Source organism: Magnetospirillum sp. WYHS-4, from assembly GCA_039908345.1.
Taxonomy (GTDB): domain Bacteria; phylum Pseudomonadota; class Alphaproteobacteria; order Rhodospirillales; family GLO-3; genus JAMOBD01.
The window spans coordinates 58177-70685 of the sequence record JAMOBD010000001.1; the positions used below are offsets into that span (position 1 = coordinate 58177).

Below are 12509 nucleotides of genomic sequence, written 5' to 3' on the forward strand. Positions count from 1 at the left end.
GCGACAGGTCCATATTCCGCCCGGGCAAAGCCACCCCGAACCGAGAGCAGGACAAATCCGCCATGGAAAATCATCCCTGGAAAATCGTCATGGGTGACCTGGCCCACGCCACCGTGGGCCGGCATTCGGGCTACATGCCCCTGGCTCTCGGCCTCCTTGCCAGCTATGCGCAGGACCGGATCGGCGCCGACAATGTGACGTTCTCGCTGCATAACGACCCGCTGGACGTTCTCGCCCTGCTGGATACGGAGACGCCGGAAGTCCTGGCGCTGACCAACTATTGCTGGAATGCCGAACTGTCCCGCACCGTCTTCACGCTGGCGCGGGAGCGTAATCCACGGATGATCGCCATTACCGGCGGGCCGGAATTCCCGACCGAAGCGGGAGAGCAACATGCCTATCTGCTGAGCCGCCCGGAGGTGGACTTCTACGTTTTCAACGAGGGCGAGGTGGCTTTCGCGTCGCTGCTGAAGGCGCTGCACGAGGGTACCGATAGGCGGGAATTACAGCGCAATCCCCCGCCGGGCGTCGCGGCGATTGATCCCGGATCGGGCTCCCTGCGGATCGCGCCCGCTCCGCCCCGCCTACAGAACCTGGATGTCATCCCGTCGCCCTACCTTTCCGGGATGATGGACAAGTTCTTCGACGGCACCCATAAACCGTTCATCGAATCCGCCCGTGGCTGCCCTTATGCCTGCACCTACTGCACGGCCGGGGAAAAGTGGTACAGCAAGGTCGCCGAATTCAGCATCGAGCGGATCAAGCGGGAATTGGATTACATCGCCGCCCGAATGAAAGGAGCCAAGGATATTCCCTTGGCCATCGCCGATTCCAATTTCGGCATGTTGAAGCGCGACGAGGAAATCGCCATTCACATCCGCGATCTTCAGGACCGTTTCGGCTGGCCGCAGGCCTTTTCGGTATCCACCGGCAAGTCCCAATTCGAACGGCTGTTACGGGTGGCGGAAATCCTGCAGAAGCGGATCGACATCTCGATTTCCCCGCAGTCATTGAACCCGGACACCACGCGCGCCATCCAGCGGGTCAACCTGGGCGACCGCGAGGGTATGGACAAAATTTATGTGGAACTGCGCAAGCGGGGCATTAAGACCTATGCCGACATGATCGTGCCCTTGCCGGAGGAGACGAAGGAGACCTTCTTCGAGGGCATCCGCAAGCTCTGCCGTTCCAATGTCCAGCGGTCCCAGCCTTTCACCACGATGCTGCTCAAGGGAACCGAACTGGCCGCCGCCGCGACTCGCGAAAAATACGGAATGATCACTAAATTCCGGCTTCTGCCCCGTCAATTCGGCACCTACAGGGAACGGCGATGTTTCGAGATCGAGGAGGTCTGTGTCGGCACCAATTCCATGCCTTTCGAGGATTATCGCGACTGCCGGGGCTTCAGCTTCATCTTCAGCCTGTATGCCCATACCCAGTTCGACGTTTTCGACCGGCATCTGACTGAATGGGGAGTGGAGCGCTTCGACTTCATCCATTGGATCTGGCAGCAGACCAACGAGGCGCTGACGCCCTTGGCCGACCTCTACCGCACCTATTTGACCGAAAGCGTCGGAGAACTGTTCGATAGCCCGGAGGAACTCAGGGCCTTCTTCAGCCGGGACGAGAATTACGAGAAGCTCTTGCGGGGTGAGATCGGCGATAACCTAATGCGCAAATACCGCACCCTGGCCCTGATCGAAAAGGGGTTCGAGGCCATCGATCTGGGGTACCGCGCATTGGTGGCCTTGCTGGAACGGCGGCCCGGCGGTCTGGATGATCGAACTCGCGCCCAGGTCGAAGATGCCCGCGTCTGGGCCTGCTGCGTGCGTGACTTCAGCCGTATCGTCAAGCTGGAGGAAGAGGCCTTCGCTCCCCGTTCCCTGGACCTGGGGTACGACCTGGAAGGTTGGTACCGGGCCGGAACGGAAGGACAAAATCTGGATAGCTTCGAACGCCCAACCAGCTACGTCTTGAACATCAATGGTCAACGTCTGCGCGATTGGGTCAAAGCCGGACAGGGACTCTTCGGTGGCGATATCGCGCTTTGGTTTCCGCGCCATCTCGAATCGTCTGGGTCGATCCGCAGCCTTTGGCGGACCTGCCGCGACCGAGAAGAAGCTGGAACGCTGCCCTCGGGTAGACAGAATCCCTGATGATCGTCTTTCAAGACTTCTCCTTCCTCAGGTTCCTGCTCGTCCTGCCGCAGGTCCGGCGGGACGGTGGCTTCAGCGTGATCGACGGCTTCGGCCTAGCCGAAGATCCCCCTGACGTCGAGGCCCTGGTTATCCGCTGCCGTCGCTGGGTCCCCGGCATCCGGATCGGCGTGATCGACCATTGGCGTTATCCGGACGAGCTCTATCTGGCCCGGAACGAAGGGCCGGAAAGGATCCGCTCCCTGGGAGACCGGATCGGTCGGTCTTGGTTGGCCGGAGCCTTCCGCAGACTCTATCCCGACGAAGGAATCCTGATCGGCTTTCAGAAGCTGATGCTTGAGGAGATGTGCCGGGCCGTCTACTTCCGCCGCATCCTGACCAGGCTGGCGGAAGACGAAGAGTCGCCGATCCTGGCCGTGCCGGAGCAGTCCGACGTTTTCGGCCTGTTGAAGGACATTCCCGGCGTGGCAACGCCTCGCTTGCTGCGGGGATTCCTCCTGCTTCGGGAAATCTTCCGCGCCGGCAAGACGTTAGCGGCCTTCGCCGGAGTATTGGGGCTAAACATCGGGCGCATGCGCCGCCTGCCGCCGCCCCGGTCTGTTCGCTATGCGACTTTCCTGCAGTACGCCAATACCGGAACCGTCGAGGACCAGTCCCATTCCCACCAGGGGCGGATCAAGTCGCAATATAATCGCTGGAACTCCTTTTTCCTGGAGGACGGCGAGGAGTTCCGTCCGGAATCCATCCTCTATTGCTACCTGTTCTGGCGTTTTAAACCGGATTCGGAAGCCAAGCTCGACGCCTTCATCCGCGAGCGCGGCGGCGAGGTCACCCGGGTGCTGGAGCTGCCGCCGTCCCCGGAATGGGTGTTCAAGGGTCAACTTCTTCGGTACGGGCCGGCCATCCTGCCGTCCCTGCTGGCCGCCCTCGCCGCCGGACCTTTCCATTGGCGGCTGGCCATGTCTGCTGTCCGCTTCCTTCACTATTTGAACATCTGGGAAATCTTCCACCTGCACCATCGCCCGGCGGTTACCCTGGGCTACGACGATCTGACGGTGTCCCATATCGCCCGCACCATCGTCGGGCGTCGGCACGGCTTGGTCAATGCCGGAACTCACCACGCCATGATCGGCGGCCCCTACCTTGGCCCGGAAATCGCCTTCGCGCACTACGACCTGCACCTGCATGCCACCCACCACCAGGCGCTGGACTTTTCGCCCTACTGGGATGCCGTGCCGGCCCTGGTGGCCGGTCCCTTGCGAGCCGATCTGGTCTACCGGTCGCTCCAGGACAAAGAACGCCGCGCCGCCTTCGACGCGGCTTACCAGGGGCGGCGCACGGTACTCGTCGCACCGCCCGGCACCGGCAAGGTGACCAAGCGCGAACTTGTCCTGGCCTTCTACCGGACGCTGGCCCGGCTGGCGGCGGAACGGCCGGACGTGGTGCTGGTCTTCCGGCCGCGGTCGAGCTTCTGGTACACGCCGGAATGCGAGGCCATTCTCCAGCCCGCCGTCGACGCCGGCCAACTGGTCATGGAGAACGAGCGCTTCGACACCTACGAACTGGTTGCCTATTGCGATTTGATCGTTGCCACCCTGTCCACCATGATCGAGGAAGCACTGGCCTGTGAACGCAATATCGTTTGCTTTGACTTCTACGAACGCGCTTGGCTATACCGGATTTTCCGCGAGGAACCGGATCTTGTCACCGCCGACGAAGACGAGCTGCTGAAACGCATCTACGCCCGGCTCGACCTCTCCGAGCCCGCACCGCAGACCCTGCGGGCCCGCGACCGGTTGGGGATCGTTGGCGACGGCGGCGCCGTCGGACGGGTCCGGGGCGCCTTGGTCGCCCTCGCGCGGGGAACAGCACCGAAGGATTTGATGGGAACGAAGGACGGACATGACTAAAGTCAGTGTCATCATCACCTGCCACAACTACGGTCGCTACCTGGCCCAGGCGATTGAAAGCGTTCTCCAGCAGACCTTCCGCGACTTCGAGATCATCGTCGTGGACGACGGGAGCACCGACAACACCCCCGACGTAATCAAGGTGTTCGCCCACCACCCCATGGTGCGCACCTTGCGCCTGGATGGAATCGGCCTTGCCCGGTCCGCCAATGCCGCCATCCGCGCCTCAAGCGGGGAGTACATCATCCGCCTTGATGCCGACGATTATTTCGATGAGAACATCCTGCTGGTCCTGGCCAACATCCTTGATCGCCATGCCGAATACGGCATGGTTTTCCCGGATTACTACCAAGTCACCCAGTACGGCGAGGTGATCGACCAGATCCGCCAACCTAAGGTCAACGATGAAGTGAAGCTGCTGGACCGGAGCGCGCTGGCTGCCGGCGCGCTCTATCGCCGGAGTTGCTACGAGGTGATCGGCGGCTATAGCGAGGAATTGCGCTTCAACGAGGACTACGATTTCTGGATTCGCTTCGTCGACCGTTTCCGCGTCTACAATGTTCAGCTTCCGCTGATGTACTACCGGAAGCACAACAACAGCATGTCGACCACGGCGGCGGAGCGCCGGGCCATCGCCCGTCGGCATGTCAAGGCCAAATTCGTGGAACGCGAGCGCGATCTCCAGGACAGGAAGGTCCTTTTCGTCCTGCCCATCATGGCCGAGAACCGTTACCGGCGGCGCCTGGCGCTGACCGAACTGCACGGACGCCCGATGCTGGCCTACGCCATCGAACAGGCCAAGCGGGTCAAACTTTTCGACCGGGTGATCGTCGACACGGAAGATGAGGCGATCGCCGAAGCGGCGCGTGCCGCCGGAGCAGAGGTCCCCTTCATCCGGCCACGCAAGTTGGCGCGCTTGACCGTCTCGACCACCGAGGTGCTGCGCCATTGTGTGCGGACGCTGGACCAGGAGGAAGGCTACCGGCCCGACTTGATGGTCGTCGGAACCTTCTCCTGTCCTTTCATCACCGCCGCCCATATGGAGGAAGCCCTGCATTCGCTGGCGATCTTCCATTGCGATTCGGTAATCGGCGTGGGGGTCAACCTGCGTTATCATTGGCAGCCTGGCCCTCACGGCCTGGAACCCGTTCTCTACCCGCGCAAGCTGGTCAACGACCAGAAATGGGTCACCTACGAGGAGCGCGGCGGACTCTATGCCTTGACGCTGGATAACCTGCACGGAGAACATTTCCTGGGCAAGAGCGTAAGCTTCGTCGAGATCGACGAGGCGGAAGGCCTGAGGATCGATTCCGACTACCACTTCTGGCTAGCGGAACAGATGCTCAAGGTGGGCTTCTGGGAACGCCGCAACGAGGAATACGAGAGATTCGTCACAACCCGGGCCGCCGTGAACCCATGACCACCGCACCCCCTGATCCCGGCCACGAAGCCTGCCGCGTCTGCGGCGGCACGGAACTGGATCTGGCCGCGCGCCGCATCCGGGGCGGCATCGACTGTCCGGTCTGGCAATGCCGGAATTGCGGACTGGCCTTCCTGCCCGCGCCCTATTTCGATCCGGAGACCGTGCGTCAGCAGTACGCAGACGGGTACGCCTTCACCCCCAGCCTGTCGGCCATCAAGGGAACCGAATACGATCCCTACGTGAAGGTTCTGGATTTCCTGGCTCCCCATTTGGACGCCGCGAAAACCGAATTCCTGGAGATCGGGGCCGGCCAGGGCCACTTCCTGGGCTTGGTCAAGGACCGGGTGCGCAGGGTCACCGCGATCGAATTCAATGCCGGCCAGGCCGAATACTGCCGCAAGACCTTCGGTGCCGAGGTCCTGTCCTGCCCGGTCGAGGACCTGCCGCCCGATCGGACCTTCGACGTGGTTTTTCATTTCAGCGTTCTGGAGCATGTGCCCGACCCTTATGCCTTTCTCACGGCAGCCATGGCCCGGGTGCGGCCGGGCGGAGTAATGTGCGTCGAGGTCCCCAACAACCGGGACCCGGTGCTCGACCTCTACCGGGTGCCGGCCTATGTCGACACCTACTACCGCAAGACCCATTTGATGAACTATGGGGAAAGGAGCCTGGCTCTGCTGTTTGATCGCCTCGGCTACCGCCGTTACCGGATCGAGCGCATTCAGGCCTATTCTTTGAGCAACCACTTCCATTGGGCCGATACGGGCACGGGGCAGCCCAGCGTGGATATCGGCTACCGCTTCGCCTTTCCCGCCGATCTTTCCGGGCCCGAGCCGGTCAAAGGGGAACTATCGGCCTTCTTCGGACGGATGGATGCCGAATATCGCGCCATCCTGATACGCCACGGGTACAGCGATGTGCTGGCGGCACTGGTCCATAAGGATTGAACACCATGAGCGGCAAGCCCGATACCGGGATGATGATGGAGCTGATGGAGCGGGTCTGGCCCCTGCATCGCACTCTGGTCCACGAGGATATGGACACCACCCTCGACATCGTCGCCGAATACCTGCCCGCCGGCCACGAATGGAAGGTTCACCGCTACCCCTCCGGCCAGAAGATCTGGACCTGGAAGGTGCCCGAAAAATTCGTCGTGGAGAAGGCCCGGCTGGAACTCCTGACCCCGAACGGGCCGGAAAAGATGGTCGACTTCCGGGACCACGTTCTCCACATTCTTTCGTACAGCCTGCCGTTCGAAGGCGAATTGGGATGGGACGAACTGGCGCCCCATTTGTTCACCAATCCCCACCGCCCCAAGGCGATTCCATGGGCTTTCAAGTACTACGACCGCGACTGGGGGTTCTCCCTGCCCCATGAACAGTGGGAACGGCTGCCGCGCGACGGGCGTTATCGCGTTTCCATCCGCACCCGTTTCGATCCCGGCTTCCTGTCGGTTGGCGAATTCTCGATTCCCGGCACTTCCGACGAATGGTTGCTGTTCGTCTGTGCCACCTGCCATCCTTGGCAGGTCAACGATTCGATCAGCGGCGTGGTCGCGACCGTCGATTTCGTCCGGCGCGAGGCGGACCGGCTCAAGGCCGGCGGCCACCGCGGCTATTATGGCATCAAGGTGCTGTTCCTCCCGGAAACCATCGGCTCCCTGGCCTTCCTCGCTAACAACGAGCCCCTGATCGACAAGTGCCGCTATGCCTTTTTCAGCGAGTTCCTGGGCAACGATGACCGTTTCCGCCTGCAGCGCTCCCTGCAAGGAGACACCATGGTCGACAGGGCCACCGCCTACGTGCTGAAACAGATGACCGGCGGCGATTTCATCGACGGCCCCTTCTGCCACACCATCATCACCAACGACGAGAAGGTGACCAACGCCGCCGGCGTAAACATCCCGACCGTGGCGCTGAACCGCTGGCCGGACGGTGGGTGGCCCTTCTACCATACCACCGACGACCGGCCTGCGGCGATGAACCCAGACAAGATCGCGGAAGCCAGCGTTCTCTACGAACAGGTGACCGAGATCCTCCAGACCAACGTCTATCCGCGCCGGCGCTTTCGCGGGCCGCTGTTCCTGTCGGGCTTGAAGCTGGATTTCGACTGGCAGCGGGACCGCCGCACCAAGCGCGGCATGCAGCACCTGATCCTGCGGCTCGAAGGCGATATTTCCGCCCTGGACATCGCCTTGCAGGTCGATCTCGATTATGCTGACGTGGTCGCCGTCCTGGAAGCCATGCGGAACGCCGGCTTGGTCGATCTGGCCCACGTTCCCTGGCCTTCCGCCTGAGAGCGGCGCTTCCGGTGAGGTATTGATGTTCGACGACACCATCCTTCAGGAAATCTTCAAGGTGGTCCTAGACCTGCCGCCGGAGGCCGATGTTGAATCGATCCGGCAGGTCACGACCAAGCGTTGGGATTCCCTGGCCAATGTGTCGATGGCCGCCGCGATCGAAAGCGAATACGGTATCCGGCTCGACCCCGCCGACGCGGAACGGATGACCTCCTACCAGGCGGTTCGGCTGCTGCTGGAAGAGAGGTCCGGCGGATGACCGACGCCCGATTCGAAGTCGAGGTCGGCGAAGCGGAGGCGGATGCCTTCGCCGCCCTGTCCGGCGATTTCAACCCCCTGCATACCGACGATTCCTACGCGGTGACCACCCAGTTCGGGCGCCGTATTCTGCACGGCGCCTTCAACGCCGGGCTGCTGTCGCGCATGGCGGGCATGATCCTGCCGGGACGGGACAGCCTGGTCACCAAGATGGGCCTGACCTTCATCGCTCCCATCTTTCTGCCCACCCGCCTAGTGGTTTCCGGCAGCCAGGTTTCTGGTAACGAAGAGGCCGGACGGGTCGAAGTCGCCATTTCGGATGCCGAATCGGGCCGGCGGTACGTCCAGGCGACCTACGATTTCACTACCCACCGCCTGCGCGATCCGGTCGGCGGCCCCGAAAGGACGGAAGACCGCCTGGTCGGCGAGGCGGTGGTTCTGGTGACCGGCGCGACAGGGGCCATCGGCGGGGCCCTGGTAAAACAACTCGGGTCCAGGGCCTTGCCTGTTTCCCGTTCCGCCTCCGAGAGGGGAACCCTCTGCGTTCCCGATATCGCGGCCATCAATCTGGACCTGCCGATCGCCGGCATCGTTCATTGCGGCTGGCCGGCCTACGACAATGTCGGCCTATTGGCCCTGGACGATCCCAAGGCCGCCATCGGGCACTATCTTGGCGAACCCCTGGCCGAATGCCTGGGCCTGGCCAAGTTGCTGACCCGCCGCGGGTTGCCGGGAGCCATGCTGCTGCTGGTGGGATCGACGGCAACGGCCGCCGGCCGCCACGGCTGGCGCAAGCCGCTGTTCAGCCTGGGAAAGAGCCTGCTGCCGACCCTGTCCCAGATCCTGACCCTGGAAATGGCGCCGACGGGACACCGTTGCGTCACCGCCACCTTCGATCTGGTAGCGGGTGGGATCAACAAGGGCCTGGGCAAGGCGGCCCTGCTGGCGGCGGCGGATCGCGCGCCCAGCGGCACGGTGCCGACACCCGAGGAAGCCGCGGCCCAACTGGCCTGGATCCTCGATAATCCGAGTCCCCTGGTTTCCGGGGCCTCCATCACTCTTTCGGGTGCCGCGCTGCCATGACCTTCCTGGAGACCCAGCGAATCCTGAGGGAGTTCAAGGGGGGGCCCACCCTCGATCTGCTGCTGGCCGGATCGGGAACCTTCGATCCGATCGCCCTGTTCCTCAAGGCCGCGGCCGCCCGCGCCGGCTATGCCCTGGCGCTGCGTACCCTGCCGTTCAACACGCTTCAGCAGCATTTGCTCGGCACCGCCTCGCCGGAGACCGCCGAAGTGGCGTTCGTTCTGCCCTGGGATCTCGCCGGGGAAACCGATTGGCGGTCGGGCGTTCCGGCCACGCCCGCCGACCTGAATGCAGTCCTCGGGCGGGCGGAACAGCGGGCTGCGTTGTTGACGAACCGCAGGGCGCTTTACCTCCCTGCGGCCTTGCCGCCCCTGTTCGCCGATCTCGCGGATGACCGCCGGCTGGCTGGCGGCCTGATGTCCTTGGCGTTGGCGGCCGGAGCCCACCTGTTGCCAACTCGCGCCTTTGCCCTGGGGGCCTATCTGGCCTCCGGCTGTCCTCTGGGCGGCGACGCGATGGCTTCCACCGCCCAGGCCATCGTCGAGGCCCGCCTCGGAGTCGAACGGCCGCCAAGAAAGGTCCTGGTCACCGACCTGGATAATGTGCTCTGGCAGGGCGTGATCGGCGAAGTGGGCGTCGACGGCATTGCCTATGCGCCCGAGGGCAGGGGTTATCCTCACTTCATCTACCAGACTCTTCTCAAGCGTCTGAAAGATCAGGGTGTCGTCCTGGCGGCGGTCAGCCGCAACGATCCCGCCGATGCCCTGGCCCCCTTCCGGAAAGGCGGCATGGTCCTGGCGGAAGACGATTTCATCGCCGTTGTGGCCAGCTACAATTCGAAGTCGGCGCAGGTTACCGAACTGGCTCGGATGCTCTCCCTCGGCTTGGACTCCTTCGTCTTCGTGGATGACAATCCGGTCGAACTGGCGGAAGTGCACCAAGCCCTGCCCGCGGTCGCCTGCATGGCGTTTCCGGAACGGGTGGAGGAACATCCGCTGTTCCTCGAGCGCCTGTCGGGCCAGTTCGGGACCCGGATGGTCACGGCAGAGGACCGCAGGCGCACTGAAATGTATCGCAGCCGTATGGCGGGCTTGGTTCCTTCGACATCCAAGGGCGCCGATCTGACCGCCTTCCTCAAGGATCTGGGCATGGAAATGACGATCCATGCCGACGGCGCAGGCGGCCGGGAGCGTGCCGTGCAGCTGATTAACAAGACCAACCAGTTCAACCTGAATGGCATCCGGCTCGACGATACGGAGGTTGCGGCCATCCTGGCGGCAGGTGGCCGACTCTACACCGCGACGTTGCGCGATCACCATGGCGACCATGGGGAGATCCTGGCCTGTCTGACCGACGGCACCGGGCTGCTGCGTGCCCTGGTCATGTCCTGCCGGGTCCTGCAAAGGCGGGTGGAACGGGTCTTCCTGGCCCATCTGGCGCAGCGTGGCGAAGCGCCACGACGCCTGGACTACCGCCGCACCGACCGCAACGAGCCCTTACGGAACTTCCTTGAGGAAATCGGCCTGTCGGTCGACCGGGACGGGGTCCTGGATTTCGACCCGGTCGCCTATCTTGCCAGGTTCGGCGACGATCTCGAACTGATTAGGGTCCACCTGCCATGAACGAACAGGAAGCCATCGACCTCTACACCGCCGCCCTGCGGCACCTTGGCATCGGACGGGGGGACATCGTCTACCTGGCCGTCGACATGGCCCGGCTGCCCTTGCCGGCCTACCCGGCAAAGCTCAACCGCGAGGCGATCCGGGCGCGGGAGCAGCGCTGGTGCGCCTTCGTGCTGGAGCGCCTGCAGGAAACCATTGGTCCGGAAGGAACCCTGATCGCTCCGACCTTCTTCTATTCCTATGCCCGCAGCAACGGCCCCTACATTCACGAGGAAAGCCCCTCGGAGACCGGGCCCTTCACCGAATACTTCCGCACCCTGCCGGAGGCCCGGCGGTCGCTGCATCCCATCTATTCCGTGGCGGCCATCGGCCCCCTGGCCTCCGAGATCGCGGACGGCATCGTCGGCAAGTCCGCCTTTGGCGCCATGAGCGTGTTCGGCCGCCTCACCCGCTATCCGATCAAGTTCCTGTTCCTGGGCGCCAGCGTCGGCGAATCCCTGACCCACGCCCACCATCTGGAGCATATGTACGGCTGCAATCACCGGTACCACATGGTCTTCAACACCCCGGTTTCCATGGGCGGACACGAAATTCCCGGGCCCTGGCTCTGCTTCATGCGCTACCTGGGCACGCCGGTGCGGGCCGACGTCTTTCCGCTGGAACGGCGGCTGCGGGAACGCGGCGTCCTGGTGGAATGGCCGGACTGGCCCCATCCCATGCAGATGGTGACCATCGAGGACGCCGAACGGATCGGCTACGAGATGTTGGCCGAGGCTCCCTGGTCCTTCACCCGCGAGCCGGTGGAAATCCATATGGAAAGCCCCGGCAAGGCACCGCATCCAGCCCTGCAGACGGCCGTGCGTTTCCACCCCGACCCAGAAGAAAGACCATGACCGTCGGCGGCGTCGTCGAATGCCGGATGCGATCCAGCCGCCTGCCCGGCAAGATGCTGCAGGAAGTGATGCCGGGCTTCACCCTGCTGGACGCGGTGGTGCTGCGGGCCCGCAAATCCCGGCGACTGGAAAAGGTCGTGGTCGCGACCACGGTAGAGGGCACCGACAACCCCATTGTCGCCCACTGCCGCAACCGCGGCTATCCGGTGTTCCGGGGTAGCGAGGACGACGTTCTGGCCCGCACCCTGGCGGCCTGCGACGCCCATGGGATCGACGTGCTGTCGCGCCTGACCGGCGACAATCCCTTCGTCGACGGCGCGGCGATCGACGACCTAATCGCCTTCTGGGAAGCCGGCGCCTACGACTACGCCTGCACCACCCTGATGGGCCATTCGGCCAACTGGATCGCCGAACGCACCTTTCCCCGCGGCGTTTCCATGGAAGTCCTGCGGGTCGAGCTTCTGAAGCGGGTCGAGCCGGAAATCGCCCTGCCGCTGGAGCGCCAGTCGCCCACCTTCTTCATCTACGACCGTCCGGAGCGGTTCCGGCTGGGAGCCTTCCTGGCGGAAGGCGCCTATGCCGCCTGGCGCCATCCGGAATTGCGCATGACCGTGGACACGGCCGACGACCTGGAACTGGCACGACGCCTGTTGGCCGAGCTGGCCCCCGGGGATCCGGCCGGTTTTTCCACCGGAGCGGCGATCGCCCTGCTGGCCGCAAGGCCCGACCTGCAAGCTATCAACGCTCACGTCCAGCATAACGTCATCTCGCAAATGAAGGTGACGACCTGAAGGAATCGGCCCACCCTGCAGATTGACAGCAGGGGCCGGATCGGTGTAGTTCACGCCATGAACATGAGGCCGTA

The 12509-nt window shown here is 63.4% G+C and carries 10 protein-coding genes; all 10 read left to right on the forward strand.

Annotated features, from left to right (window positions below):
- Positions 1-89 precede the first annotated feature (89 nt).
- From H7841_00315 to H7841_00360, 10 genes are read left to right on the forward strand one after another with little or no spacing between them, the layout of a single operon-like run.
- On the forward strand, positions 90-2156 hold the full coding sequence (locus H7841_00315) for a radical SAM protein (protein ID MEO5335325.1): 2067 nt from the start codon (positions 90-92) through the stop codon (positions 2154-2156).
- The gene (locus H7841_00320; GenBank protein ID MEO5335326.1) at positions 2156-4066 is read left to right on the forward strand and encodes a hypothetical protein; all 1911 of its coding nucleotides are present in this window, start codon (positions 2156-2158) and stop codon (positions 4064-4066) included. Before H7841_00315 ends, H7841_00320 begins: the two co-directional genes overlap by 1 nt.
- Positions 4059-5486, forward strand: a complete 1428-nt coding sequence (locus H7841_00325) for a glycosyltransferase (protein MEO5335327.1) — start codon at positions 4059-4061, stop codon at positions 5484-5486. The genes H7841_00320 and H7841_00325 overlap by 8 nt, the downstream gene beginning before the upstream one ends.
- Positions 5483-6436, forward strand: coding sequence for a class I SAM-dependent methyltransferase (locus H7841_00330; GenBank protein MEO5335328.1), 954 nt, complete (start codon positions 5483-5485; stop codon positions 6434-6436). The genes H7841_00325 and H7841_00330 overlap by 4 nt, the downstream gene beginning before the upstream one ends.
- A gap of 5 nt (positions 6437-6441) precedes the next feature.
- On the forward strand, positions 6442-7785 hold the full coding sequence (locus tag H7841_00335) for a DUF4910 domain-containing protein (GenBank protein ID MEO5335329.1): 1344 nt from the start codon (positions 6442-6444) through the stop codon (positions 7783-7785).
- Between the two features lie 25 nt (positions 7786-7810).
- Positions 7811-8047, forward strand: a complete 237-nt coding sequence (locus tag H7841_00340) for an acyl carrier protein (GenBank protein ID MEO5335330.1) — start codon at positions 7811-7813, stop codon at positions 8045-8047.
- Positions 8044-9129 carry a hypothetical protein gene (locus H7841_00345; GenBank protein ID MEO5335331.1) on the forward strand — a complete coding sequence of 362 codons (1086 nt, stop codon included), beginning with the start codon at positions 8044-8046 and terminating at the stop codon, positions 9127-9129. Before H7841_00340 ends, H7841_00345 begins: the two co-directional genes overlap by 4 nt.
- On the forward strand, positions 9126-10751 hold the full coding sequence (locus H7841_00350) for an HAD-IIIC family phosphatase (protein ID MEO5335332.1): 1626 nt from the start codon (positions 9126-9128) through the stop codon (positions 10749-10751). The genes H7841_00345 and H7841_00350 overlap by 4 nt, the downstream gene beginning before the upstream one ends.
- The gene (locus H7841_00355) at positions 10748-11644 is read left to right on the forward strand and encodes an AAC(3) family N-acetyltransferase (protein MEO5335333.1); all 897 of its coding nucleotides are present in this window, start codon (positions 10748-10750) and stop codon (positions 11642-11644) included. The genes H7841_00350 and H7841_00355 overlap by 4 nt, the downstream gene beginning before the upstream one ends.
- Positions 11641-12435, forward strand: a complete 795-nt coding sequence (locus tag H7841_00360) for a hypothetical protein (protein MEO5335334.1) — start codon at positions 11641-11643, stop codon at positions 12433-12435. Before H7841_00355 ends, H7841_00360 begins: the two co-directional genes overlap by 4 nt.
- The last annotated feature ends 74 nt before the right edge of the window (positions 12436-12509 follow it).

Bases quoted from the DNA above. Each gene is read 5' to 3' on its own strand.
- H7841_00350 (MEO5335332.1), top strand. From the start codon at position 9,126: ATGACCTTCCTGGAGACCCAGCGAATCCTGAGGGAGTTCAAGGGGGGG.
- H7841_00340 (MEO5335330.1), top strand. From the start codon at position 7,811: ATGTTCGACGACACCATCCTTCAGGAAATCTTCAAGGTGGTCCTAGAC.
- H7841_00325 (MEO5335327.1), top strand. From the start codon at position 4,059: ATGACTAAAGTCAGTGTCATCATCACCTGCCACAACTACGGTCGCTAC.
- H7841_00360 (MEO5335334.1), top strand. From the start codon at position 11,641: ATGACCGTCGGCGGCGTCGTCGAATGCCGGATGCGATCCAGCCGCCTG.
- H7841_00330 (MEO5335328.1), top strand. From the start codon at position 5,483: ATGACCACCGCACCCCCTGATCCCGGCCACGAAGCCTGCCGCGTCTGC.
- H7841_00320 (MEO5335326.1), top strand. From the start codon at position 2,156: ATGATCGTCTTTCAAGACTTCTCCTTCCTCAGGTTCCTGCTCGTCCTG.
- H7841_00355 (MEO5335333.1), top strand. From the start codon at position 10,748: ATGAACGAACAGGAAGCCATCGACCTCTACACCGCCGCCCTGCGGCAC.
- H7841_00335 (MEO5335329.1), top strand. From the start codon at position 6,442: ATGAGCGGCAAGCCCGATACCGGGATGATGATGGAGCTGATGGAGCGG.
- H7841_00345 (MEO5335331.1), top strand. From the start codon at position 8,044: ATGACCGACGCCCGATTCGAAGTCGAGGTCGGCGAAGCGGAGGCGGAT.
- H7841_00315 (MEO5335325.1), top strand. From the start codon at position 90: ATGGGTGACCTGGCCCACGCCACCGTGGGCCGGCATTCGGGCTACATG.